This window comes from Bacteroides sp. BFG-606 (assembly GCF_024788145.1).
GTDB lineage: Bacteria > Bacteroidota > Bacteroidia > Bacteroidales > Bacteroidaceae > Bacteroides > Bacteroides vicugnae.
Genome location: NZ_JANUIL010000001.1, coordinates 2,543,837 through 2,569,254, shown reverse-complemented (window position 1 = coordinate 2,569,254; position 25,418 = coordinate 2,543,837). Strand labels below are relative to the sequence as shown.

The following is a 25,418-nucleotide window of genomic DNA, read 5'->3' as shown; positions in this document are numbered from 1 at the left end:
AAAGATGAAACAAAGCTTAAAATTCGGACTACTTTTAGTATTGGCTTTGCTCATCCATTGTGCAACTAATGGAGCAATGGAAGATATGTGCAAAGTTTCCTCCCCGACTTATCGGCAGGAGAAGTGCTATGTGTCACAAAATTGTCCGATTCACAATGCTTTAGAACGTCTTTACAACCTTTACGCTACCCAATCTTGCGATATGAGTCATACGGACGTCACGCATGTCCCGGCAAATAAAAGCATACTGTTGCCAGTTGCTTTTTCCGGAGAACATCACAATTCTCAAACACCGTACCACTCTTCATCTTCTCATCCCCCAACGTGCTATTATGATCCTATCTCCTATTATATATATGAGTTAAGAAAGATTGTCATTTAGCCTACAGTACAGTAGACTCTTTTACTCGTCTTTTATTACAGTTGGTTTTATTCTCCATAGGGCGAATAGATTAATTGTTTATTTCTATATAATATTCAATCTAAACAGCTATTGAATTATGAATTTTACATTTTTAGTTGTTGTTTTACTGACAGCGCTTGCTTTTGTCGGTGTAGTAGTAGCTCTTTCGCGTGCTATTTCTCCCCGTTCATACAATCTGCAAAAGTTTGAGGCTTATGAATGTGGTATACCGACACGTGGTAAATCATGGATGCAGTTTCGCGTAGGCTACTACCTGTTTGCTATCCTGTTCCTGATGTTCGATGTCGAAACTGCTTTACTGTTCCCGTGGGCAGTAGTTATGCATGACATGGGACCACAGGGACTTATTAGTATTCTCTTCTTCTTTATCATTTTAGTTCTGGGTCTTGCTTATGCCTGGAGGAAAGGAGCTTTGGAATGGAAATAACCAAAAAGCCAAAAATAAAATCTATTCCGTATGATGAGTTTATCGACAATGAATCATTGGAAAAGTTGGTCAAGGAACTTAATGCAGGAGGAGCAAACGTTGCCCTCGGAGTTCTTGACGACTTTATCAACTGGGGACGCAGTAACTCACTGTGGCCGCTTACCTTTGCAACCAGTTGTTGTGGTATCGAATTTATGGCACTGGGTGCCGCGCGTTATGACATGGCCCGCTTTGGGTTTGAAGTAGCACGTGCCAGTCCACGCCAAGCTGATATGATTATGGTATGCGGAACAATCACCAATAAAATGGCTCCGGTACTGAAACGACTCTATGACCAGATGCCCGATCCGAAGTATGTGGTTGCCGTAGGCGGATGCGCCGTCAGCGGAGGTCCTTTCAAAAAGTCCTATCATGTGGTTAACGGAGTGGACAAGATTCTTCCGGTAGATGTATATATTCCCGGATGCCCGCCACGTCCTGAAGCTTTCTATTATGGCATGATGCAATTGCAACGCAAAGTAAAAATAGAAAAGTTCTTTGGTGGAGTAAACAGAAAAGAGAAGAAACCGGATTATTTAAAAAATGAAGAATGATTCTACATTCTGTAATTAAAATGATTTATGCAAGAAATACAATTTATAGCTCCTGCAGCGTTACACGACGAGATGCTGCGCTTGCGAAATGAAAAACAGATGGACTTTCTCGAAAGCCTCACCGGTATGGACTGGGGAGTAGCCGATGAGAAAGACGCTCCGGAAAAACTCCGCGGTTTAGGCGTAGTCTACCATCTGGAATCTACCATTACAGGCGAACGGATAGCATTAAAAACAGCGACAACCAACCGCGAGCTACCTGAAATTCCATCTGTCAGCGACATTTGGAAGATAGCCGACTTCTACGAACGTGAAGTTTTCGATTATTACGGTATCACTTTTGTCGGTCATCCTGACATGCGCCGGCTTTATCTGCGTAACGATTGGATAGGTTATCCAATGCGCAAAGATAATGATCCGGAAAAGGAGAACCCATTGTGTATGACCAATGAAGAGACGTTTGATACGACTCAAGAAATAGAACTGAACCCGGACGGAACCATCAAAAATAAAGAGATGAAGCTGTTCGGTGAAGAAGAATATGTAGTTAACATCGGTCCGCAACACCCTGCTACTCATGGTGTAATGCGTTTCCGTGTTTCTCTGGAAGGTGAAATCATTCGTAAGATTGATGCGAACTGCGGTTATATCCACCGGGGCATCGAGAAAATGAATGAAAGCCTCACCTACCCTCAAACATTGGCTTTGACAGACCGCCTTGACTATCTGGGTGCACACCAGAACCGTCATGCACTGTGTATGTGTATTGAAAAGGCTATGGGTATTGAGGTTAGCGAACGTGTGAAGTATATCCGTACCATTATGGATGAATTGCAACGTATCGACTCTCACTTGCTGTTCTACTCTTGTCTTGCCATGGACTTGGGAGCATTAACAGCATTTTTCTATGGATTCCGTGATCGCGAGAAAATTCTCGACATCTTTGAAGAGACTTGTGGCGGACGTCTGATTATGAACTACAATACGATTGGCGGTGTACAGGCTGATCTTCATCCTAACTTCGTCAAACGAGTAAAAGAGTTCATTCCTTATATGAGAGGAATCATCCACGAATATCATGATATATTTACGGGTAACATCATCGCACAAAGCCGTATGAAAGGCGTCGGTGTGTTAAGCCGTGAAGATGCCATCTCTTTCGGTTGTACCGGAGGTACAGGCCGTGCTTCAGGATGGGCGTGTGACGTACGCAAACGAATGCCATACGGTGTATACGACAAAGTAGATTTCAAAGAAATTATTTATACGGAAGGTGACTGCTTTGCCCGTTACCTGGTGCGTATGGATGAAATCATGGAAAGTCTGAACATCATCGAACAATTAATAGACAATATTCCCGAAGGACCTTATCAGGAGAAGATGAAGCCTATCATCCGTGTTCCGGAAGGCAGTTATTATGCTGCAGTAGAAGGAAGCCGTGGTGAATTTGGTGTCTTCCTTGAAAGCCAGGGTGACAAAACACCTTACCGCCTGCATTACCGTGCTACGGGATTGCCGCTTGTTGCCGCAATCGACACCATCTGCCGGGGAACGAAGATTGCCGACTTAATTGCTATTGGCGGAACAATAGATTATGTCGTTCCGGATATTGATAGATAAAATACTTAATTATTAAGAATATATGTTCGACTTTAGTATAGTAACAAACTGGATACATGAGCTACTGCTCTCCATTATGCCGGAGGGATTAGCCATCTTTATAGAATGTGTAGCTGTCGGCGTGTGCCTCGTAGCACTATATGCCATCCTGGCTATCATATTGATCTACATGGAGCGTAAAGTTTGCGGTTTCTTCCAGTGTCGTCTTGGTCCGAACCGTGTTGGTAAATGGGGTTCTATTCAAGTGGTCTGTGACGTACTCAAAATGATGACCAAAGAAATCTTCATGCCGAAGGGTGCCGACCATTTCCTTTACAATCTTGCTCCATTCATGGTGATTATCGCCTCATTCCTGACTTTCGCTTGTATTCCTTTTAATAAAGGTGCAGCGATTCTGGACTTTAACGTGGGCGTGTTCTTCCTGTTGGCTGCTTCCAGCATTGGAGTTGTCGGTATCTTGCTGGCTGGTTGGGGTAGTAACAACAAATTCTCTTTGATCGGTGCCATGCGAAGCGGTGCACAGATTATCAGTTACGAACTTTCTGTTGGTATGAGTATCATGACTATGGTAGTGCTGATGGGAACCATGCAATTTTCTGAAATCGTAGAAGGACAGGCTGACGGCTGGTTCATCTTCAAAGGACATATCCCTGCTGTCATTGCTTTTATCATTTACCTGATTGCCGGAAATGCAGAATGTAACCGTGGCCCGTTCGACCTTCCCGAAGCGGAAAGTGAGCTGACTGCCGGATACCACACAGAATACTCCGGTATGGGTTTCGGTTTCTTCTATCTGGCAGAATACTTGAATCTGTTTATCGTGGCCAGTGTTGCCACCACTATCTTCCTGGGAGGATGGATGCCGTTACACATCGTCGGGCTGGATGGATTCAACACTGTAATGGATTATATTCCGGGCTTTATCTGGTTCTTCGCTAAAGCATTCTTCGTGGTGTTCCTTCTGATGTGGATCAAATGGACGTTCCCACGTTTACGTATCGACCAGATTCTGAATCTGGAATGGAAATATCTGGTTCCAATTTCTATGGTAAACCTATTATTAATGGCATGCTGCGTAGCTTTCGGCTTCCACTTTTGATAAATGAAAATTATGGAATATAAAGATAAAAAATATACGTACTTAGGTGGTCTGGTGCACGGCATCAGCACACTGGCAACGGGTATGAAAACCAGCATCAAGGTATACTTCCGCAAGAAAGTGACCGAGCAATATCCCGAAAACCGGAAAGAGCTGAAAATGTTCGACCGTTTCCGTGGTACGCTGAATATGCCCCACAATGAGAATAATGAACATCGCTGTGTAGCCTGCGGATTATGCCAAATGGCTTGTCCGAACGATACAATCAAAGTGACCAGCGAAACCGTCGAAACAGAAGATGGCAAGAAAAAGAAAATCCTGGCAACCTATGAATATGACCTGGGTGCCTGTATGTTCTGCCAACTCTGTGTCAATGCTTGTCCGCATGATGCGATTACGTTCGACCAAAACTTCGAACATGCAGTATTCGACCGGACGAAACTTGTCCTGAAACTGAATCACGACGGTAGTAAAGTAATAGAAAAGAAAAAAGAAGTTTAGATATGGGATCAACACTTGAAACAGTAGTATTCTACTTTTTGGCAGCATTTATTATTGCTATGTCCATCATGACGGTGACTACCCAACGTATCGTACGCTCGGCCACCTACCTGCTCTTCGTGCTCTTCGGCACGGCCGGCATCTATTTTTTGCTGGGTTACACCTTCCTGGGCTCTGTTCAGATAATGGTTTATGCCGGTGGTATCGTCGTTCTTTATGTATTCTCCATCCTGTTGACCAGCGGAGAAGGTGATCGAGCCGAGAAAGTGAAACGAAGTAAGCTCCTGGCCGGGCTCATTACCATGATTGCCGGTTTAGCAATTATCCTGACCATCACGTTGAAGCATAATTTCATGCAGACGGCTAATCTTGCCCCGCACGAGATCAATATTCATGCCATCGGGAACGCTTTGCTTAGTAGCGACAAATACGGTTATATATTACCTTTCGAAGCTGTCAGTATCCTGTTGCTGGCTTGTATCATCGGTGGTATCATAATTGCACGTAAGAGATAGAAAATCAAGTATTAACTATTAAGTATTAAGTATATGATACACATGGAATATTATCTGGTAGTTTCTACCATCATGATGTTTGCAGGAATCTATGGATTCTTTACCCGCCGGAACACACTGGCTATCCTGATTTCTGTAGAGTTAATGCTGAACGCCACGGACATCAACTTTGCCGTGTTCAACCGTTTTCTCTTTCCGGAGGGAATGGAAGGCTATTTCTTTGCACTCTTTTCCATCGCCATCTCGGCTGCGGAAACTGCAGTAGCCATTGCCATCATGATTAACATTTATCGTAATCTCCGGAGCATCCAGGTGCGCAACTTGGACGAACTGAAGTGGTGATTTGTTTCTCACCAAGAACAAATAATAATAAATCAAGTAATAAAAATAAAACTGTATGGAACTAACAATTCTAATACTCCTTCTTCCTTTCTTCTCCTTTCTCATACTGGGAATCGGAGGTAAATGGATGTCCCATCGGACAGCGGGCACAATTGGTACGCTGATACTGGGAGCAGTAGCGGTACTATCCTACGTTACAGCTATCCAATATTTCTCGGCTCCACGACTGGAAGACGGAACATTCGCCACACTGATACCTTACAACTTCACGTGGCTTCCTTTTACAGAGACCTTACACTTTGATTTGGGCATCCTGCTCGATCCTATATCAGTAATGATGTTGATTGTCATCTCTACCGTGTCACTGATGGTACATATCTACTCTTTCAGCTACATGAAAGGTGAGGTAGGTTTTCAACGTTATTATGCTTTCCTATCCCTGTTTACCATGTCTATGCTGGGATTGGTTGTTGCAACCAACATCTTCCAGATGTACCTTTTCTGGGAATTGGTGGGTGTAAGCTCTTATCTGCTAATCGGTTTCTACTATACAAAACCTGCTGCGGTTGCCGCTTCCAAGAAAGCGTTTATTGTCACTCGCTTTGCCGACTTGGGCTTCCTGATCGGTATCCTGATTTACGGATATTATGGTGGTACATTCGGATTTACCCCGGACACGGTATCCTTGATAAGCGGTGGAGCTTCTATGCTTCCATTGGCTCTCGGATTGATGTTTGTCGGTGGTGCCGGTAAAAGTGCCATGTTCCCGTTGCATATCTGGTTGCCGGATGCAATGGAAGGTCCTACTCCGGTCAGTGCATTGATTCATGCGGCTACCATGGTTGTTGCCGGTGTATATTTGGTGGCACGTATGTTCCCGCTTTTCATTGCCTATGCACCGAATACGCTGCACATGGTTGCCTGGGTAGGTGCATTCACCGCATTCTATGCAGCAAGTGTGGCTTGCGTACAATCAGATATTAAACGCGTACTGGCTTTCTCTACCATTTCACAGATTGGTTTCATGATGGTAGCTCTGGGTGTCTGTACTTCCATGGATCCTCATGAAGGAGGCTTGGGCTACATGGCTTCCATGTTCCACCTCTTCACACATGCTATGTTTAAGGCATTGCTCTTCCTCGGTGCAGGTAGTATCATTCATGCTGTACATTCTAACGAAATGTCCGCGATGGGAGGTTTACGCAAATATATGCCGATCACTCACTGGACATTCCTGATTGCTTGTCTTGCTATTGCCGGTATTCCTCCATTCTCGGGTTTCTTCTCGAAAGATGAAATTCTGGCTGCTTGCTTCCAATACAGCCCTGTAATGGGATGGGTAATGACAGTAATTGCTGCGATGACCGCTTTCTATATGTTCCGTCTCTACTACGGTATTTTCTGGGGCAAGGAAAACAAAGAGCTCCATGCACACCACACACCACATGAAAGTCCGCTGGCTATGACTTTCCCATTGATGTTTCTGGCGGCAGTAACTTGTGGAGCCGGATTTATTCCTTTCGGACACTTCATCAGTTCGAATGGAGAATCTTATTCCATCCATCTCGATCCGTCGGTGGCTATTACGAGCGTTGTCATTGCGATTATTTCGATTGCAATCGCTACATGGATGTACAAGAATGCCAAACAGCCAGTTGCCGATTCATTGGCAAAACAGTTCAAAGGTCTGCACAAGGCTGCTTATAACCGCTTCTATATTGACGATATATACCAGTTTATCACGCATAAGATTATCTTCCGCTGCATCTCTACTCCTATCGCATGGTTCGACCGTCATGTAGTGGATGGATTCTTTGATTTTCTGGCATGGGCTACCAACACAACAAGCGACGAGATCCGTGGTTTGCAGAGCGGTCAGGTACAACAATATGCATACGTGTTCCTTTGCGGTGCACTGGCACTTATCCTACTGCTGATTCTCTAAATAGTAAATAGTAAATCTTTAAATAGTAAATCATAAAGATGAATTTCTTATCAATATTCGTACTTATCCCCTTATTGATGCTGGCCGGACTCTGGGCAGCACGAGGAATCAAAGCCATCCGGGGGGTTATGGTTACTGGCGCATCGGCACTTCTGATTGCCTCCGTCGTACTTACATTCCTGTATCTGGGAGAGCGTAGTGCCGGAAACACGGCAGAAATGCTTTTCCGTGCAGATACGCTTTGGTATGCCCCGCTTCACATATCCTATTCAGTAGGTGTTGACGGAATTTCGGTAGCCATGTTGTTACTGTCCGCTGTCATTGTGTTCACCGGTACATTTGCTTCCTGGCGTCTGCAACCGCTGACAAAAGAATATTTCCTTTGGTTCACCCTATTGTCTATGGGAGTATTCGGATTCTTTATATCCGTCGATTTATTCACCATGTTCATGTTCTACGAAATCGCATTGATACCGATGTACCTGTTGATTGGTGTATGGGGATCGGGACGTAAAGAATATGCAGCCATGAAGCTGACCCTCATGTTGATGGGTGGTTCTGCCTTCCTGCTGATCGGTATTCTCGGAATCTATTTCGGTTCGGGAGCAACCACTATGAACCTCCTCGAAATCGCGCAGTTGCACAACATACCTTTTGCACAGCAATGCATCTGGTTCCCGCTGACTTTCCTTGGTTTCGGTGTATTAGGTGCCCTTTTCCCGTTCCACACATGGAGTCCTGACGGTCACGCTTCCGCCCCGACTGCCGTATCTATGCTTCATGCCGGAGTATTGATGAAACTGGGAGGTTACGGATGTTTCCGTATCGCCATGTATCTGATGCCGGAAGCTGCTAACGAACTTTCATGGATATTCCTGATATTGACAGGTATCTCTGTAGTTTACGGTGCATTCTCCGCTTGCGTACAAACCGACTTGAAATATATCAATGCTTATTCATCCGTATCTCACTGCGGACTGGTTCTTTTCGCCATTCTGATGCTGAATCAGACAGCAGCAACAGGAGCTATCCTTCAGATGCTTTCACACGGATTGATGACAGCCTTGTTCTTTGCTCTTATCGGTATGATTTATGGACGTACACACACACGTGACGTTCGCGAGCTTGCCGGCCTAATGAAAGTTATGCCGTTCCTTAGCGTATGTTATGTAATTGCCGGTCTTGCCAACCTCGGTCTGCCGGGATTAAGTGGCTTTATTGCTGAAATGACTATTTTCGTCGGCTCTTTCCAGAACAACGACCAGTTCCACCGTGTACTGACTATCATCGCTTGTTCTTCGATTGTGATTACTGCAGTCTACATTCTGCGTCTGGTAGGTAAAATTCTATACGGAACCTGTACCAACAAACATCATCTCGAACTGACTGATGCGACTTGGGACGAACGTGTAGCCGTTATCTGCCTCATCGTTTGTGTAGCCGGACTAGGTATGGCTCCTTTCTGGGTTAGCCACATGATTGGTGAAAGTGTACTCCCCGTAGTCTCACAACTGATTCCATAGCCCTTTAATTTTTAATCTTTAATTTTGAATTGATAAAGATGGATTATTCACAATTTCTATATATGCGAGAAGAGCTGTCGCTCATAGCCGTCTTACTGCTGCTATTTCTAGCTGACCTCTTCATGAGTCCGGATGCACACAAAAATGGTGGGAAAGCACGCCTGAACACAATGTTACCCGTTATTCTGATGGCTATCCATACAGCTATCAATTTAATTCCGGGAACTGCTGCCGATGCATTCGGCGGTATGTATCATTATGTACCGATGCACACAGTGATTAAATCAATCCTGAACGTCGGCACACTGATTGTTTTCCTGATGGCACACGAATGGATGAAAAGAGAAGATACTTCGTTCAAGCAAGGAGAATTCTATGTACTAACACTCTCTACCTTGTTTGGTATGTACCTCATGATTTCTGCCGGACACTTCCTGATGTTCTTCATCGGACTGGAAACTGCTTCTATCCCGATGGCAGCGCTGATTGCCTTTGACAAATACCGTCATAACTCTGCCGAAGCAGGAGCCAAATACATTCTGACAGCTCTTTTCTCCAGTGCATTACTGTTGTTCGGTCTGTCAATGATCTACGGTTCTGCCGGTACTCTTTATTTCGATGACCTTCCTGCCCATATTGACGGAAATCCGTTGCAGATCATGGCATTTGTATTCTTCTTTGCAGGAATGGCATTCAAATTATCATTGGTTCCGTTCCACTTATGGACAGCAGACGTTTACGAAGGTGCTCCGAGTGCAGTTACCGCTTATTTGAGCGTTATATCAAAAGGATCGGCAGCATTTGTTTTGTTGGCTGTACTTATCAAAGTATTCGCTCCAATGATCAATGACTGGCAGGAAGTACTTTATTGGGTAACCATCGCTTCTATCACGATTGCCAATATATTTGCTGTCCGTCAGCAGAACCTGAAACGTTTGATGGCGTTCTCCAGTATTTCACAAGCGGGATACATTATGTTGGGCGTTATCGGAGGTACGGCACAAGGCATGACAGCTTTGGTATATTACGTATTAGTGTACGCTGCTGCCAACCTCGGAGTATTTGCCGTGATTACTATCGTGGCATTACGCAGTCAGAAATTCACGCTCGAGGATTATGCAGGACTTTATAAAACGAATCCCAAAATCGCTTTTCTGATGACTCTGTCTCTGTTCTCATTGGCAGGTATCCCTCCGTTTGCCGGATTCTTCTCGAAGTTCTTTATCTTCATGGCTGCTTTCGATGCAGGTTTCCACTTGCTGGTATTCATTGCATTGGTAAATACAGTGATTTCATTGTACTATTATCTGTTGATTGTAAAAGCAATGTATGTCACTCCTTCCGACAACCCGATTCCTACTTTCCGCAGCGACCGCTGCACGAAATGGGGACTGGCACTCTGCACACTGGGTATCATCGGACTGGGTATCGCAAGTATCGTATATCAGTCTATCGATAAATTGTCGTTCGGAATATAAACGAACTACCTCTATAACATAAGAAACGGTCTTGGTTTCATGTCCCTATCAATCGACATCAAAACCAAGACCGTTTCCTTTATATATTAAATTGCCCCTTTACCGGGCACAACTCATCTCTTCCGTCACAATTACCCCGGGAATAGTAAACCAGAACCGTGATCCTTTTCCTTTTTCAGAGTCAACGCCAATACGTCCACCCAGTTGTTCTACAATGCTTTGACAGATAGAAAGTCCCAATCCTGTACCGTGCACAAAAGAATTAAGCTTCACAAAACGTTCAAAAATATGCGGTAACTGCTCTTTCTCAATACCGATTCCCGTATCTTTGACATAAAACTCCAACTCTCCTTCTTTTATTTCATATCCGACATGAATACTCCCTTCGGAGGTAAACTTCATTGCATTATTAACAAAGTTAGAGATCACCTGATGTATGCGATTACGATCACTAATGACATGACAGACCGGAAGATGATTATCAAGTACCAGTTCCACGTCTTCTTTCGCTTTCATACGCATCGAGCGGACAATATCCTCACACAACAGATTTACATCTACGTCTCCATTAGTAAACTCAAACGTACCAGCCTCAATCTTCGAGAGGTCGAGTATATCCGAAATAAGTTGTAGTAACAGATCATTATTCTCACGTACAATCTTAATATACTCCTGACGTTCTGCCACGTCTTCAGTTTCCACCAACAAATCGGAGAAACCAACAATAGCATTCAGCGGCGTACGGATTTCATGACTCATATTTGCAAGGAAAGCACTTTTCAAGCGATCCATCATCTCCGCTTTATCGCGTGCCTGAATCAATTCGGCTTCGGTCTCTTTCAGCTCTGTGATGTCATAATTGATGCCGATGATTTCTATTTCGTTTTCTTCCGGTCTATAGTTAGTGACCATTACATTACTATTTACCCAATTCCATTCGTTCTTTGTTCCGGGACGACGAATACGCACTTCTCCCTGAAAATGCCTCCTTTTACCCTTCTTGACTTCGTCATAGAAATCAAAGAAACGTTTACGGTCTTCCGGATGCATTTTGCCATAAACTCCCACAACCTCGCTCAAAGGAATATCTTCTTCCTCACCCAAATTCTTATACCACTGTTTAATAGCATAACCTTTCCGGTTCAAAAGATTCAGTTTAGCATAACCTACCTTGGCATAGTCGGATATCATCAGGAAGAAATTCTCAAAATCACGGATACGATTCATCGCGTCGATGCGTTCCGTATTGTCAATGCTGATTAAGATATATCCGTTAAAGTTACCCTCGTTGTCATATAGTTTACTAACTTTCGAATATAGTTCGATCACGTTGGAGCGGCTTGTTTCATAATATCCCCCAGTTTGCTCAAAAGAATAGTTAAGCCGGAAATCGACTAAATCCTCATTCCTCACACGATCACGGATGTTCTGTGGTACATTCGGATTCTCAAAGAAATTAACCCCTATTACATCCGATTTATTCACTACACCGAATATCTCCAGATCTTTATTATTTAAATCCACCAGATACCCGTCCTTATCATAGATTTCGACTCCTGCCGGGATATTGGTAAAGATATTCTTAAATAACTTTTCGCTCCGGTCCAGTGCCCGATTGGCTTTCACTGATCCCGTGGAATCGAGGAACAAGCCGACAACTTCATCCTGTTCAGGAGAATAAATAATCCAATGCGTATAGCGTTCCGTTTTAGGAAAATATTCATCTTTTTCCCTATAAGAATCACTATCCAGGATCTCTTTCAGGAAATCAAGTTTTTGGAGATAGTCGGAATGCTTTTCAGATCCCAAAGCACCAATATAAGATTCCAAAGGATGTCCGAAAAATGTGGAACTTACCTCATTCGCATCCGTCACCCGATAATCACAAGGCTTATTATTCTCGTCACGGATAATCGACATACGGATATAGCCCATCGGCATAAAATGGAACAGGTTATTCAGGAAAGCCTGTTCACGGATCACCTTGTCCTTGGCCTTACGCAACTCGATACAAATGCTTATAATATTTCCCAATGAAGAGAACCATTGAAAATCTTCATTACTCCAGCCATGGTAATTTTTCACCAGATCAATGCCCATATACCCCCAAACGTGATCACCCGTCATCAAAGGAGTAACCATTAAAGAACAAATCCCCTGAACAGCAAGTATCTTATACTCATCGGCTGCTGCTTCCGGTAACTGTTCCAATGTATCCAAGAGAATAGGTTTACCAGCTAATATCTGTTCACTCCACCACTTCGATTGACTGATAGGCATATTTTGGAGAGTCTCTTTTTCAGCTGATACCCCTTCGGAAACAACTTCATAAGTACAGCTATGATGGGTGTGAGTCTCATCATATTCAAAAATATAAACGCGTCCTTCGCCATTATATAGATTCAGTATATCTCTTAAAATATCTGTTATACAAGATTCCACCTCTTCATCACGAAGGAAACGAAGCAACGATTGCGACACAAAATTCTGACGGCGAAGCAAGTCATTCACACGTCTTAATGCATCCCTTTGATCTTCTTCCTTAGGAGCTTCGACACGCTGGATTACTCCGAAAGATTTATCACCTCCATCAGCACCTGCTCCCTTCTCACGAAAAGCCAGACGAGTATGTAACCAAACCTCACCATATTTGGAATGAATAGGAAAAGTTTGTTCATAAAAGTCCTTATGAATAGAAGTGTTTGCCTGAAACTCTTGGGTAATTTGCTTGCGATAATCTTCACGTACCAGATTCAGAAAATCCGAATTAGAAATAGTATCTCCATCCAAGCCCAGAAGATCACAAAGATAATCGGAACATAAGTAATATCCTGTCGTTAAATCTACTTCCCACCACCCGATCTGTGCAAGAGAAGCCATTTTATGGTACCGCTCGTTGTCTGTTTGCATAATTTATATCATTGTAAGATAATAGGTCGACAAATATACGAAAAAGGAAATCACTCATACCATAAAAAACCAAATAAAAAAACTAAAATAGGATTACGAAAACAAACAAATAGAATATGGGAGAATCTGTTTGTTACAAATACTCCCATACCTCCTATAAAAAAATAAACCTCGCTAATCTATATCTTAATTATAATGAGGAGAAATTATATCCGGTCCAAGTGAACAGGGATGCATCTGCACCAGTGTTAGTAGCAGGTTCGGTAAATGTATTCAATGTACCGTTCAGCTTCGTTTTATATTGCAGAGTATTCGTTATGCTAATGCTGGAAGCTGGATTTCCCGCACCTTTGCTGTCGTTCATATCAATCAGGTCGATGGTTCCGCCGGTTCCTTTGACAAGCGCATTGATAATGGTAGCTTTCGCGCCACGACGAATCTTTATCACATCCTGCATACGGTCTACATTGTCCGTTGTATTTGCAGCATTATTTACAATCGTCATATTTTCAACCGTAAAGTCCGATTGACGCAGATGATCGGGATAGATACCGTCCAAATTACCGTCTGCTTCAATACCGCGCGGATCTGCTTCCGTACTGGTATAACCGCTTTCCCAAACACCATAGCAGTTTTTCAATGTACCGGAATATCCTTGAGTAAAGTCGAACATATCATCATCCGGGTTTACAGCTAACAGGTTCGTTACATTCACTGTACCGCCAAAGAATTCGATGGCATCATCCGCACTTTCAAGAATATAGATATTCTCAATCTTGGTACCGTTTCCAACACCGTTCAGCGTCAATCCATTGTGTTCGATATCTGCTGTAGAGCGAGCACCGGCATAGCAGATTTTCACATAAGTCAGTGAACCGGAATTATCATTATCGACACTACCACCATATTTATAGTTGTTGTCGATTTCTGTCAGACCTGTATCACTCTTATTTGCATTCGAGCCGGAGATCGGAGCTTTACCGTTGATAATGACTCCTCCCCAATAACCGGATGTGGGACTCGTTGAGTTGGCTGTGAAAACGATTGGCTTGTCAGCGGTACCGTCAGCATAAAGTTTACCCCCTGTGCTACCAGCAGATAACTGCTGAAACCTTCACGGGCTTTAATCGTTGTTCCGGCAGGGATATTCAGACGGCCTCCGTCTTCAATCACGACTGTTCCGTTCAGAATATATTCCTTAGCTTCCAGCGTTTGCTCTCCGGTCAGCGTTCCGGACAGGATATTTTCCCCCACAACGATAGAGCTACCTGTTCCGCCATTGTTTCCACCATTTCCATTACCATCGCCGTCTCCGTCACTATCACTGCTACATGCAGTCAATGTAAGTGCTGTTGCCATAACGGCAAATGTCATAAAGTTCACAAACAATCTTTTCATTTTGCTTTCATTATTAGTTAATAATTTTATTTCATCACCCGGTTTAGAATGTACACGACACCCCCAGGCTTATATTTATTCCTTTCTTATAATCATTCAGTATCACCTTCTCCCCGTTTTCGTTCGCTTTGCGGCTTAACTTATAAGAGGGATTCAGCAGATTACGAGCTTTCAGGTTGAGTGAGAGATGTTTATTGAGTTTAGCTTGAGACACAAAATCCAGTGTCAGGATTCCCTGCTCCATCATATCTTGATAGCCCTGTGTACCAATGGTATATATCTTATCACTCACATAATTAAGTACCAATGTATTGACAAAGCTACGCTTACCCTTCGTGAAGTTATGTGAGAGATCGAAATTGACAATCCACGGTGCAGCTCCTTCCAGTTGCGAACCGGTAGTAACGGTTGCCAAAGGCATTTTGGCATTCGTGTAGATATAAGAGCCGTTCAATCCGAAAGAGAGTTTATTCATTCCATTCGCGGCATTACCCGCCGGACGGACAAACAGATTCTTACGTATTTCCACTTCTACTCCGGCTACGGTTGCTTTGTCTGCTATATTCTCATAAGAAAGATAACCTCCGGCACTTGCCACTTCTATGCGGGATATCGGATTCTTGATCAGTTTATAAAAAGCCGTGAGAGAAATCAATTCGGTCGGAGTGGGATTAAAGTCCCATTTCAAATCAAGGTTATAATTATCCGAAGGTTTCAGATTGGGGTTACCCTGGCTGTTGAAGTTCACACCGACATAACGGTAAGGAGATATTTCCTTTGCCTGCGGCAGCGTATACGTTTTGCTGGCTCCCAGACGAAGCGAGTTTTTCTCATTCAGATTGTATTTGAGATTCAAGCTGGGCAGGAAATAATCTTTTTGAATGGTATTGTTTCCTTTAGAGCCTCCACGATTGACATTATAGTCCACTTCAATGTCTACCTTGTCATATTTCAATCCCAGATTCACAATCCAACGGGAAGTAAACTGGTAGGTAGCTTCGGCATAAGCGGAATGAATATTCTTTTTTACTGTATATTCATCTATATTCTTCTGTATCTTAAACCAGTCGGAAGAAAAGTTTTCCTGATTATAATAATCGTCAAGCGAGAAGTCATGCAAAGAAGGGATGGTAGAAACATGTCCTACCGTCAGATTATACTCCGTAGCTTTGAAGTTATCATCAACGAATCTGCCTGCATATCCGAAACGGACATTTGATATCTCTTCCACATCATCTTTCAGACGATAGACCAAGCCTGCTTTTACATTCAGGTCGTTTTCGTCTAAAGTTGAGAAATAGCGCTGTTGCGAGTTTCCTCTAAGCAATGTATATCCATTTTCCGCTTTGGTCAGGTTGTTGATACGACGGTCCGGTTCATAACCTTTCACTATATTATAGGAAGCACCTGCATCCAGACTTAACGATTTGGTTAATCCCCAGTTGGTCATCAGCTGATTAACGATCAACATATTGTCATTCGCCTGTTGACGACGGGTGAATCCGAGGTTTTCGTAGTCGTCACTAAAAATCGAGTTCTTACCGTTGTAGTCACCCACCGACTGGGTATTGGCATGAATCATCATAAAATTATAACTGATGTGATGACGGTTCTGCATATCGAAATCAACATTGGCAAGTGCCAGCTGACTGATATTCTCCGTATACTTCTTGCCATTCATATCTTTATATATCGTACCGCTGGTAGTTGTATTACGTATGATTTCATCCGTATACTGATAGTCCGTCGTATGTCCGGCAGTCAGGAAGAAAGAAAGCGGATTTTTGTCTTCTCCGACATAGAATCGTTTGCCACCGGAAATGCTATAACTCCGATTGATCTGGAGATGTTGACCGAAAGGGTCTAACTTATTTTTGAAGTTCCATGAGTTTTCATCCACAGGTTCGGTGCGATTGGCAAAGCCCATAAAGTTCACTCCATCCTGTTTCAGAAAATCGGCCGCTACAGTCTGTGTGTTCAAGCCACCGGAAATACCGAATCCCAAATGACCGCTACCTATCAGTTCTTTGGATACAATATCTATGGTTGCCCCTCCAACATCACTGCTGCCTCCTGCGTTGAATGCTTTATTTACGCCTACAGACTGGATAATGTCCGTACCGAAGAAATCAAGAGAGATATTCTTATATTCCGGATCTTCGGAAGGAAGAGCGAATCCGTTGAACGTGGTTGCATTGTAACGGTCTCCCAATCCACGGACAAAGACATTCTTCACCCCGTCTTGTTTAGATACTCCGGCAACTTTAGTGACGGCACCTTCCGCATCCGAAACACCCTTGCGGGAGAGTTCCCTAACGCCGACGGATTGCACGGCAATCACTGCCTTCTGCTGTTCGAGCAACAGCATATTCTCATTTTCCCGGTTCTTTTTGGCTACTACCACCACGTCGGAAAGTTCTTGTGCATCTGTTTCCAGTTCCAGATTCAAAATCACCAGCTTTCCATTCTCCACACGCACCTTACGGCGCACTTCTGTCTTATAGCCTACATATTTTATTTCAATATCATACATACCTTCCAAAACACCGGCAACATTCAACTCGAAGTTACCATCCATATCGGTAACGGCTCCGGCTTGAGTGCCTATCAGCCGGATAGTAGCTCCGATCAGAGGTTCTTTGGAAAGTTTGTCTTTCACAGCTCCTTTCACCTTTATATTAGCAGCCAATGCGGAAAGTACACATACGATACTGAAGAAGACTGCAACAGAGAATCTTAATAGAAATAGCTTTTTCATCGAACTTTACTCTACGTTTAAATTACATCGGCAAAGGTAGAGCGTAAATGTTACGATGATAATACGAAGAAAATACAATCTATTGAAATAAGCATTGCAATCTCATTGCTTCTACATGGAATTTCCTTTCATTGCTATCTTTATTTCCTTTCCTGCTTATGACAGGCAATGCCAACCCGCTGGCACAACTGTGCCATCGCAATGGCACAACAGTGACAACGTAGTGGCACAACTGTGACAAGCCGCTGGCACAAGCCCTCGTCCAGAGCATCTCCAGAGGCTTCCTTTGCAGAAAAAACGGAGTCCGGGAGGGGGACTAGCGTCAACCGGTCTCTATTCCCTCGCCAATCACTAAATCAATTTCTTTTTCTTCCGGTAGTTCTCACGAAACTCTTTGGGCGAACAACTCTTTTTCTTTTTAAAGATACGGTTGAAATTGGAAAGGTTATTGAAACCGCACTCATAACAAATCTCGGCAATAGACATAGTAGAATCGACCAGCAACCGGGAAGCAAAGCCCAAACGAATGTCTATGATATAATCAGATAAGTTCTTTCCGGTACGCAGTTTGAAGAACCGGCTGAACGACACATCCGTCATTCCCACCATATCAGCCAATTGTCCCAGACGTATTTCCTCCTGATAATGTGCATTGATATATTCCTGCACTTTTTGCACACGGCGGCTGTCCGAATGAATATCTATCTTGGCAAAAGACGAACTGGACAACGTACGGGCTTCTTCTTCAAAGAGAGAAAGCTCATACAGTATCGTCATAAACTTGATGACTGCATAGAATCCCTGTTTCTCGGAAGCAAGCGTATCCAGCAACGGATAAATTTTCAGTATGGCAGACATGGGAAAACAAAGTCCCTTCTGTGCCTTATCCAGCATCCGGCGGATAGAATCGAATTGATTCTTATTGATAAAGCTCTTGAAGAAAAGATCGGAAGAAAACTGGATGGTAATCTCCCGTATCTCTTTAGAACGACAGTCGTTCTGTTCCCAGACGTGTTCCAAGTCTTTTCCCGTTATCAGCACCAGATCATAGTCGCCTATCACTTCGGAAGAATCTCCTACAATCCGCCTCACCCCGGCAGCCTTTTCGGTGAAGTTCAATTCAAATTCGGAGTGATTGTGAATAGGATAAGTGAATTCCGTTTTATAACGCTCCGCAATGTAAAAGCAATCCTTATCTGATAAAGGAGTGATTTCACGGATAATCTGGTTGGATAACGGTGTAGTCATAGTAGTAGTAATTTATAAACGTTTGATTAGTTTTCTATCTTTACCCCTATCCGATGGAAGTCGGCTCCCGACGGATTCTGGAAGACACGCAGATCGAATTCAGGAATAATGGCAAGCACATGATCGAAAACATCTGCCTGTATGCCTTCATAGGCAACCCATACTTTATTGGCAGAAAAGAAATAAAGTTCCAACGGAATACCGGTTTCGGTAGGCTGGAGCTGGCGTACCATGCAGGTCAGGTCCTGATTGACGGTAGGCAGGTTTTTCAGATAATTAGTCAGATAGGCGCGGAAAACTCCCAGGTTTGTTTGCCGACGTCCATTCACTAATACGGAGTTGTCGATGTGATGCTCCTTATTATATTCTTCCACTACCTTTTCCGTTTCATCCACATAGTTCGTCAAAAGTTGTATCTTCCGGTATTTTGCCAACATTTCCGGTGTACAGAAGTGCACGCTGGTCATGTCTATATTAATGGAACGTTTCACACGGCGTCCGCCGGATTCCTGCATTCCCTGCCAGTTCTGGAAAGAGTCACTAATCAACAGGTAAGGAGGAATGGTGGTGATGGTGTTATCAAAGTTACGCACCTTTACGGTGTTCAATGTTACCTCTATCACCGTACCGTCCGCACCATATTTCGGCATCGTGATCCAATCGCCTACTTTCAGCATATTGTTGGCAGAAAGCTGGATGCCGGAGACAAATCCCATGATACTGTCCTTGAAGACTAACATCAAAACGGCAGCGGAAGCTCCCAGTCCGGTCAGCAGCACCACCGGGCTTTGCTTTATCAGGATACTGATAATAATAATGGCTCCTATAAAGAAGAGAACGACTTGTGCTGTCTGCAAAAGTCCCTTCAAAGGTTTGTCCTTATATTGTTCACGTGCGCTATATACGAGGTAAACGGCTGTGAACAGCGCACTGACGAAGCGAAGAAAGACTGCCAGGATATAAATCATGCAAAGTCTGCGAAGGAAGTCCAGCAAACCGGAGTCCGCATGTTCGGGAAATGCGATAGGGATAGATATATAAATCAAAATAGGTGCTACCAATCTGCTGATATTCAGCATCACTTTATCATTAAATACAATATCATCCCAAGTTGCTTTCGTCTGTTTCACCAATCTGGCTACGGTACGCAGAATAATCTTGCGGCAAATCAGATTGGCTAATAAAGCGATTCCGATTATGCACAATAAGATGATAAAGTTATCAATCTTATCTGCCCAGACTTCATCTACTCCCATCGAAAGCAAAGCATGGTTTACTTCTTGCATCATTACATTACCTGCTTCTTCCGGCTGTCCATTTGCCAATGCTATACTCACAGTGTCAACTACTTCCTTTACTTCTTTCATAAGCAATCTTCTCTCTCTCTTTTAGTTTTTCTTTTATTTATGATTTCTGTTTATTTTTTCCTTCTTCCAAATATTCACTGATATCCTGCCGCAACCAATCGTAATGGAAGAGCCTTTTGTAGGCTACATTCTTCTTGAGCATGATTTCCACATTCACCTGGCTGTTCTGATAACAAGTCAGTTCGTTTCTGAATTGTTCATTGTGTTCGGCCAGTCGTTTGATTTCCTGTTCCCGTTCACGGCGTAATACAGTGCAGACCGGAATCAAAAGTTTCATTACCACATTATCCATCACATGGTGTCCCTGCATATACAAATAAGTAGTTTCCGGCACCAACCCCAGCTCTTTAAATTCAGCCTGCAGTCCGTTTACTTGATTGATGTTATGAGGAAATTTCTTTTTCAACTCTGCCAACTTCTGGTTAACCCGTTGTTGGAGTGATTCCAGACTCTTTTCCGGATTCCGGAGGTTAATCTCACGCAAAGAGGTATAGGTATGGAAATCGTACATCGGGAAAGTGTAAGTATCCCGTTGGCGATAGAACCATACGTTCCAGAGAAAAAGCGGATATACTATTTCGGAGTATCTCTTTAGATAGGAATTGAAGTCGAGAATGGAACGGTCGTTCAATGTGGCCTGCACACATACCTCGTGAAGGCTTTCGGCAAAACAATGATAGTTTTCAATAGCATAGGTATAAGTCTGAAAAATATATCTGTTCCGGTTGATTTTACGGGAGGTATTGGTGGCTCCCTGCAACAGGAAATCATAGTCACTGTCCACACAGGCAATCAGGCTTCTCCCCAGTTCGGCTGTATTCAGCGTGTTCATGAGTACCATCTTTTTTCCTTTTGCCAAGGAGGTGGCCGAAGGAAGCATCACCTGGAAATAGTGTTCATCATCTTCAAATTCTTCAAGCAATGTGCGCCAGAAAGCGATGTCGTCATAGCTTTCTACATAAGCGATGATACGTCGGCGGGCTTTTTTCGGATAAAGCTTATGGGCGGCATTGAAATAGGAAGAAGTCAGATTATCTCGTAGTGAAGTTGCCATCAGTTTTATTTATATTGGTAGATATATCGCTTACTTCTGTCACGGCATCCAGCCATCCTTCCATAATGACGGCAGGTGAATGGGTAGTCAGGATGATCTGCACATTCGGATTCAGTTCACGTATCATAGCAATCAATTTTTGCTGCCATTCTATGTGAAGGGAAGCTTCCGGCTCATCCATAAACAATACGCAGTGGCTGTTGTCCTGCACAAGTACGGTCAGCAGAATAACCAGCATTTGCTTTTCGCCGGACGATAGTTTATAAGGAAACAATAGCTCGCCATCCTGGTAGAAAGCAATATCATTCCGTTTCCGGTCTATCTTTTTACGTGTATAGCTGAACAGTTCGTCAATCATATCCTGAAAGCGGCGCTTAGCCACAGACAGTGTGGCCGCCTTGCGACGTTCCTCTTCATTGTCGCTGGAAAGCATTTCGATCATCTTATTGCCTATGTTAACCTGATAATCGAGATAACGGCGTTGCAACAGGTAGAGTTGCCAATCCAGTTCGGACTTTACATTCTTGTCTGCCATACGGGCGGTGAAGTCTCCCATAATCAAGGGACGGTCGTAGCTCCGGATCACATTATAGGGGATATAGGTTGCCTGGGGATTGTCGAAGAAAAGACGCACTCCGTTCTTCTCGTCACTTTTCATTTCACCGGAGAGTTCCTCGAGATATCCTACCGAACGGTTCAGAATGGTAGTCTTCCCCACTCCGTTGATGCCGGAGAGGATATTCACATCGGGACGCAAATCCCATCCTATATTAAAGCGTTCCCATAGTCCGTGTATCTCGATACGACGGATATAATTGGCTTGTTGTTCCATAATATTCAAGTTTAATCAAGGCAAATATAAACAAATCATACGATAAAAAGCTACCTTTGCAACCGTTTTCTCTATTTGATTGTTAATGATATCAGAAATATAGTAAAATAAATAGCATCAACATGGACAAAAGTAAGAACCTGTATGGTCATTTGTTTGCGCTTACGGCAAACGTTATGTGGGGATTAATGTCTCCCATCGGTAAGTCAGCTCTTCAAGAGTTTTCCGCAATTTCAGTTACCACGTTCCGTATGGTGGGAGCAGCAGCAGCTTTCTGGATTCTTTCTATATTTTGTAAACAGGAACATGTGAATCATCAAGATATGCTGAAAATCTTCTTTGCTTCACTTTTTGCGCTAGTATTCAATCAAGGAGTGTTTATCTTCGGACTTTCTATGACTTCTCCTATCGATGCTTCTATCGTAACTACTACTCTACCGATTGTAACAATGGTTGTAGCGGCCATCTATTTGAAAGAACCTATTACCAATAAGAAAGTAATGGGAATTTTTGTAGGTGCTATGGGAGCACTCATTCTCATTGTGAGCAGCCAGGCAGGAAGTAACGGAAACGGAAGCCTGATTGGTGACTTGCTTTGTCTCGTTGCGCAAATCAGTTTCTCCATATACTTAACTGTATTCAAAGGATTATCTCAACAATATTCAGCAGTAACGATTAACAAATGGATGTTCATCTATGCTTCGATGTGCTATATTCCATTCTCCTATTATGATATTTCTACGATTCAATGGACTTCTGTTTCCACAATTGCTATCATACAGGTATTGTATGTCGTATTAGGAGGTAGTTTCCTCGCATATCTCTGCATTATGACTGCGCAGAGACTGCTTCGTCCTACGGTAGTCAGCATGTACAATTATATGCAACCGATCGTGGCTACAATTGCGGCAATCGCAATGGGTATCGGAAACTTTGGCTGGGAAAAAGGGATTGCTATCGCACTCGTATTCTTGGGAGTATATATTGTGACTCAAAGTAAATCGAGAGCTGACCTTGAAAAAACAGAAAAGCTTCATTAATAGTATAAACGGATAGAAAGACTGAACGTTTCCTACCCGCTTATGCTAAATGTATTCTTTAATAATTAGAATCTTGTTAATTTAAAACCTTATTTCAAATCCTCAAAGTAAGTATCGAGCAGACTTCTTGCAGCTATAAACGAAGTCAGGTTACCTTTCAATACCTGCTGTTCTTTTTCTAAGAGCATCGCTTCAATCTTCGGATTATGATAAAAGCTGTCACGAAGTTGTTCATTAATGCTTTCATACATCCAATATTTACTTTGTTCGTTGCGGCGATATTCAAAATAGCCGTTTCCTTTCACGAAATCAATGTACTCGTAAATCATGTCCCAGACTTCCTTCACTCCCAGATTATAAAAACCGGAGTAAGTCAAGACTTTAGGAGTCCATCCGGATTCAGGCGCAGGAAACAGATGCAATGCATTACGGAATTGAGTGGCAGCCAACTTGGCACGTTCCAGATTATCTCCATCGGCCTTATTGATAACGATACCGTCCGCCATTTCCATAATACCACGCTTAATCCCCTGCAGTTCATCTCCCGTACCGGACAACTGAATCAACAGGAAGAAATCAACCATCGAGTGAACAGCCGTTTCGCTCTGTCCCACTCCTACGGTCTCCACAAAAATCTTATCAAATCCGGCAGCTTCGCAAAGAATAATCGTCTCCCGTGTTTTACGTGCCACTCCTCCCAATGAACCGGCTGACGGACTAGGGCGGATGAACGATTTAGGATGTACGGACAGCTGTTCCATACGCGTCTTATCTCCCAAGATACTGCCTTTACTGCGTTCACTACTGGGATCGATAGCCAATACCGCCAACTTGCCCCCTTTTTCAAGTACATGCAGACCGAATACATCTATCGACGTACTCTTTCCCGCACCGGGAACACCACTAATACCGATCCGAACCGAATTGCCGGAAAATGGCAGACATTTCTCGATGATTTCCTGTGAGACAGCCTGATGTTCAGGCTTTACGCTTTCCACCAATGTCACAGCCTGACTCAATATAGTGACATCACCCTTTACGATACCTTCTACAAACTCTGCTACTGAAAGTTGGCGTTTCTTAGGTTTCCGCTTTAAGTAGGGATTCACAGATGAGGGTTGCTCAATACCTTTATTGACAACAAGTCCCTTATATTCTTCACTATTTTCAGGATGTTCCATAACAATAGGATTTAGCGTTTGATATTGATTTCGACTTTCGGGCGTAGCGGATCATTCGTTATCATCAAGATACGTAAATGATGTTTCTTATTACCTACGTCACGCTTACGAATGGTCACTTTAAGTTTCGTCATTCCATCCGGGGGAAGCACTGTCTTTTTTAGGCTCACTCCTACCGATGAATTAAATACCTGCAACTTACTGATAATTAATGGAGTTTTTCCGGCATTGGCTATCAATATGTCGTGGCTTGCCTTTTTCTTCTTTATCAATGGCACGCTCAGGTCGATGTTCGTTTCAGAAATACGCATGGCAGGAGCGTTCAGAGAATCTTTTTCTGTCATACGTGAGAAGTCGGGAAGAAGAATAGCCGAAACCGGTATTTCATTATCTTCGCTCACCTTATCACCGGAAAAACGGGAAAGGTAAACGGATGTTTGTGTCAATCCATAATCTTTCAGCTGGCTTGCATCCAGCGTCAGTTTAACAGTTCCTTTCTTACCTTTCAACAGCACTTTAGGTTCCGCTTCCATTTTCAGATAAGGAGGCAGGTGCATCAGCACCGGTTCGTAGGGACGATCGGAAAGATTGGCGATGTTGAAAGTCAATGAAGGCTGCTGTCCGCGATAAACATCAGGAAAAGCAAACTCATCACGATCTAAACGGATATTTCCGATGGCATGAGGAAGCAGCTTGGTATAATCTTTAATTTCCTGCACCACTTCGCCGGTAAACTTCAGATAAACCAGACTCGGACTGGCATTGCTATAGATGCCTACTGACTTCTCAAAATGCCCTAACGCCTTGGCATCAAAAGTAGCCTTTACTACTCCCTTTCCTCCGGGAGCAATCGGTTCTTTCGTCCAGTCGGCCACGGCACAGGCACAAGAGGTCGTGACGTTGGTCAGCACCAACGGTTGGTTTCCCGTGTTAGTGATGGTATATTCCACAGCCACCGGACGTTTCCACTCTATTTGTCCGAAGTTATGTGTCTCTTTATTTGAAGAGATACGCGGTTGGGCAACGGCTGCCAAAGCGACAGTAAGCAAAGTTAATATAGATAGTAAACTACGTTTCATGCGATATTTTTTATTTTGGTGCACAAATGTAGGGGTTTTAGATGAGTTTTTCACCACAGATTACACAGATTAACACAGATTGGG

The 25,418-nt window shown here is 43.3% G+C and carries 20 protein-coding genes and 1 pseudogene; 12 read left to right on the top strand and 9 right to left on the bottom strand.

Annotated features, from left to right (window positions below):
- Positions 1 to 4 precede the first annotated feature (4 nt).
- From NXV01_RS09220 to NXV01_RS09170, 11 genes are all read left to right on the top strand, one after another.
- The gene (locus NXV01_RS09220) at positions 5 to 382 is read left to right on the top strand and encodes a hypothetical protein (protein WP_195648563.1); all 378 of its coding nucleotides are present in this window, start codon (positions 5 to 7) and stop codon (positions 380 to 382) included.
- Positions 383 to 500: 118 nt separating this feature from the next.
- Positions 501 to 851: an NADH-quinone oxidoreductase subunit A gene (locus NXV01_RS09215; protein WP_148366442.1), complete on the top strand. Its 351-nt coding sequence runs from the start codon at positions 501 to 503 to the stop codon at positions 849 to 851.
- Entirely contained in the window at positions 842 to 1,444 is a 603-nt protein-coding gene (locus NXV01_RS09210; RefSeq protein WP_004301465.1) for an NADH-quinone oxidoreductase subunit B, read from the top strand. Before NXV01_RS09215 ends, NXV01_RS09210 begins: the two co-directional genes overlap by 10 nt.
- A gap of 27 nt (positions 1,445 to 1,471) precedes the next feature.
- The gene (locus NXV01_RS09205) at positions 1,472 to 3,064 is read left to right on the top strand and encodes an NADH-quinone oxidoreductase subunit D (RefSeq protein WP_259022229.1); all 1,593 of its coding nucleotides are present in this window, start codon (positions 1,472 to 1,474) and stop codon (positions 3,062 to 3,064) included.
- A gap of 22 nt (positions 3,065 to 3,086) precedes the next feature.
- Positions 3,087 to 4,163 carry an NADH-quinone oxidoreductase subunit NuoH gene (nuoH, locus tag NXV01_RS09200; protein ID WP_195470190.1) on the top strand — a complete coding sequence of 359 codons (1,077 nt, stop codon included), beginning with the start codon at positions 3,087 to 3,089 and terminating at the stop codon, positions 4,161 to 4,163.
- Between the two features lie 12 nt (positions 4,164 to 4,175).
- Positions 4,176 to 4,664 (top strand): 4Fe-4S binding protein, encoded by a 489-nt coding sequence (locus NXV01_RS09195; protein ID WP_004305338.1) that lies wholly within the window; start codon positions 4,176 to 4,178, stop codon positions 4,662 to 4,664.
- 2 nt (positions 4,665 to 4,666) lie between these two features.
- Complete coding sequence (locus NXV01_RS09190; protein ID WP_148366445.1) at positions 4,667 to 5,179, top strand: NADH-quinone oxidoreductase subunit J; 513 nt, start codon at positions 4,667 to 4,669, stop codon at positions 5,177 to 5,179.
- A 33-nt stretch (positions 5,180 to 5,212) separates the two neighbouring features.
- Complete coding sequence (nuoK, locus tag NXV01_RS09185; protein ID WP_004301460.1) at positions 5,213 to 5,521, top strand: NADH-quinone oxidoreductase subunit NuoK; 309 nt, start codon at positions 5,213 to 5,215, stop codon at positions 5,519 to 5,521.
- Between the two features lie 55 nt (positions 5,522 to 5,576).
- Positions 5,577 to 7,466, top strand: a complete 1,890-nt coding sequence (gene nuoL / locus NXV01_RS09180; protein ID WP_259022228.1) for an NADH-quinone oxidoreductase subunit L — start codon at positions 5,577 to 5,579, stop codon at positions 7,464 to 7,466.
- A 38-nt stretch (positions 7,467 to 7,504) separates the two neighbouring features.
- Entirely contained in the window at positions 7,505 to 8,989 is a 1,485-nt protein-coding gene (locus NXV01_RS09175) for a NuoM family protein (protein WP_004305342.1), read from the top strand.
- A 38-nt stretch (positions 8,990 to 9,027) separates the two neighbouring features.
- On the top strand, positions 9,028 to 10,467 hold the full coding sequence (locus NXV01_RS09170) for an NADH-quinone oxidoreductase subunit N (RefSeq protein ID WP_148366448.1): 1,440 nt from the start codon (positions 9,028 to 9,030) through the stop codon (positions 10,465 to 10,467).
- A 99-nt stretch (positions 10,468 to 10,566) separates the two neighbouring features.
- Here NXV01_RS09170 and NXV01_RS09165 read toward each other — a convergent pair whose 3' ends face one another.
- The 7 genes and pseudogenes from NXV01_RS09165 to NXV01_RS09135 form a co-directional block, all read right to left on the bottom strand.
- Positions 10,567 to 13,377, bottom strand: coding sequence for an ATP-binding protein (locus tag NXV01_RS09165; protein WP_148366449.1), 2,811 nt, complete (start codon positions 13,375 to 13,377; stop codon positions 10,567 to 10,569).
- A gap of 190 nt (positions 13,378 to 13,567) precedes the next feature.
- Positions 13,568 to 14,775 (bottom strand): annotated as a pseudogene (locus NXV01_RS09160) (hypothetical protein).
- Between the two features lie 43 nt (positions 14,776 to 14,818).
- Positions 14,819 to 17,533 (bottom strand): TonB-dependent receptor, encoded by a 2,715-nt coding sequence (locus NXV01_RS09155; protein ID WP_259022227.1) that lies wholly within the window; start codon positions 17,531 to 17,533, stop codon positions 14,819 to 14,821.
- 351 nt (positions 17,534 to 17,884) lie between these two features.
- Positions 17,885 to 18,781 carry an AraC family transcriptional regulator gene (locus NXV01_RS09150; RefSeq protein ID WP_148366450.1) on the bottom strand — a complete coding sequence of 299 codons (897 nt, stop codon included), beginning with the start codon at positions 18,779 to 18,781 and terminating at the stop codon, positions 17,885 to 17,887.
- A 26-nt stretch (positions 18,782 to 18,807) separates the two neighbouring features.
- Positions 18,808 to 20,148, bottom strand: a complete 1,341-nt coding sequence (locus tag NXV01_RS09145) for a mechanosensitive ion channel family protein (protein WP_148366451.1) — start codon at positions 20,146 to 20,148, stop codon at positions 18,808 to 18,810.
- Between the two features lie 37 nt (positions 20,149 to 20,185).
- The gene (locus NXV01_RS09140) at positions 20,186 to 21,202 is read right to left on the bottom strand and encodes a DUF4435 domain-containing protein (protein ID WP_148366452.1); all 1,017 of its coding nucleotides are present in this window, start codon (positions 21,200 to 21,202) and stop codon (positions 20,186 to 20,188) included.
- On the bottom strand, positions 21,180 to 22,034 hold the full coding sequence (locus NXV01_RS09135) for an AAA family ATPase (RefSeq protein WP_195648570.1): 855 nt from the start codon (positions 22,032 to 22,034) through the stop codon (positions 21,180 to 21,182). The genes NXV01_RS09140 and NXV01_RS09135 overlap by 23 nt, the downstream gene beginning before the upstream one ends.
- A gap of 122 nt (positions 22,035 to 22,156) precedes the next feature.
- Here NXV01_RS09135 and NXV01_RS09130 point away from each other — a divergent pair, with 122 nt between their 5' ends.
- Complete coding sequence (locus NXV01_RS09130) at positions 22,157 to 23,074, top strand: DMT family transporter (RefSeq protein ID WP_148366454.1); 918 nt, start codon at positions 22,157 to 22,159, stop codon at positions 23,072 to 23,074.
- 89 nt (positions 23,075 to 23,163) lie between these two features.
- Here the strand turns inward: NXV01_RS09130 and meaB are convergent, their stop codons facing one another.
- Both meaB and NXV01_RS09120 read right to left on the bottom strand, forming a co-directional pair.
- A complete protein-coding gene (meaB, locus tag NXV01_RS09125; protein ID WP_009000366.1) occupies positions 23,164 to 24,255 on the bottom strand; it encodes a methylmalonyl Co-A mutase-associated GTPase MeaB in 1,092 nt (363 codons plus the stop codon).
- 11 nt (positions 24,256 to 24,266) lie between these two features.
- The gene (locus NXV01_RS09120; RefSeq protein ID WP_195648573.1) at positions 24,267 to 25,334 is read right to left on the bottom strand and encodes a DUF1573 domain-containing protein; all 1,068 of its coding nucleotides are present in this window, start codon (positions 25,332 to 25,334) and stop codon (positions 24,267 to 24,269) included.
- Positions 25,335 to 25,418 lie beyond the last annotated feature (84 nt).

Excerpts from the sequence above, each read along its gene's own strand:
- NXV01_RS09220 (WP_195648563.1), top strand. The coding sequence starts at position 5 with ATGAAACAAAGCTTAAAATTCGGACTACTTTTAGTATTGGCTTTGCTC.
- NXV01_RS09215 (WP_148366442.1), top strand. The coding sequence starts at position 501 with ATGAATTTTACATTTTTAGTTGTTGTTTTACTGACAGCGCTTGCTTTT.
- NXV01_RS09210 (WP_004301465.1), top strand. The coding sequence starts at position 842 with ATGGAAATAACCAAAAAGCCAAAAATAAAATCTATTCCGTATGATGAG.
- NXV01_RS09205 (WP_259022229.1), top strand. The coding sequence starts at position 1,472 with ATGCAAGAAATACAATTTATAGCTCCTGCAGCGTTACACGACGAGATG.
- nuoH (WP_195470190.1), top strand. The coding sequence starts at position 3,087 with ATGTTCGACTTTAGTATAGTAACAAACTGGATACATGAGCTACTGCTC.
- NXV01_RS09195 (WP_004305338.1), top strand. The coding sequence starts at position 4,176 with ATGGAATATAAAGATAAAAAATATACGTACTTAGGTGGTCTGGTGCAC.
- NXV01_RS09190 (WP_148366445.1), top strand. The coding sequence starts at position 4,667 with ATGGGATCAACACTTGAAACAGTAGTATTCTACTTTTTGGCAGCATTT.
- nuoK (WP_004301460.1), top strand. The coding sequence starts at position 5,213 with ATGATACACATGGAATATTATCTGGTAGTTTCTACCATCATGATGTTT.
- nuoL (WP_259022228.1), top strand. The coding sequence starts at position 5,577 with ATGGAACTAACAATTCTAATACTCCTTCTTCCTTTCTTCTCCTTTCTC.
- NXV01_RS09175 (WP_004305342.1), top strand. The coding sequence starts at position 7,505 with ATGAATTTCTTATCAATATTCGTACTTATCCCCTTATTGATGCTGGCC.
- NXV01_RS09170 (WP_148366448.1), top strand. The coding sequence starts at position 9,028 with ATGGATTATTCACAATTTCTATATATGCGAGAAGAGCTGTCGCTCATA.
- NXV01_RS09165 (WP_148366449.1), bottom strand. The coding sequence starts at position 13,377 with ATGCAAACAGACAACGAGCGGTACCATAAAATGGCTTCTCTTGCACAG.
- NXV01_RS09155 (WP_259022227.1), bottom strand. The coding sequence starts at position 17,533 with ATGAAAAAGCTATTTCTATTAAGATTCTCTGTTGCAGTCTTCTTCAGT.
- NXV01_RS09150 (WP_148366450.1), bottom strand. The coding sequence starts at position 18,781 with ATGACTACACCGTTATCCAACCAGATTATCCGTGAAATCACTCCTTTA.
- NXV01_RS09145 (WP_148366451.1), bottom strand. The coding sequence starts at position 20,148 with ATGAAAGAAGTAAAGGAAGTAGTTGACACTGTGAGTATAGCATTGGCA.
- NXV01_RS09140 (WP_148366452.1), bottom strand. The coding sequence starts at position 21,202 with ATGGCAACTTCACTACGAGATAATCTGACTTCTTCCTATTTCAATGCC.
- NXV01_RS09135 (WP_195648570.1), bottom strand. The coding sequence starts at position 22,034 with ATGGAACAACAAGCCAATTATATCCGTCGTATCGAGATACACGGACTA.
- NXV01_RS09130 (WP_148366454.1), top strand. The coding sequence starts at position 22,157 with ATGGACAAAAGTAAGAACCTGTATGGTCATTTGTTTGCGCTTACGGCA.
- meaB (WP_009000366.1), bottom strand. The coding sequence starts at position 24,255 with ATGGAACATCCTGAAAATAGTGAAGAATATAAGGGACTTGTTGTCAAT.
- NXV01_RS09120 (WP_195648573.1), bottom strand. The coding sequence starts at position 25,334 with ATGAAACGTAGTTTACTATCTATATTAACTTTGCTTACTGTCGCTTTG.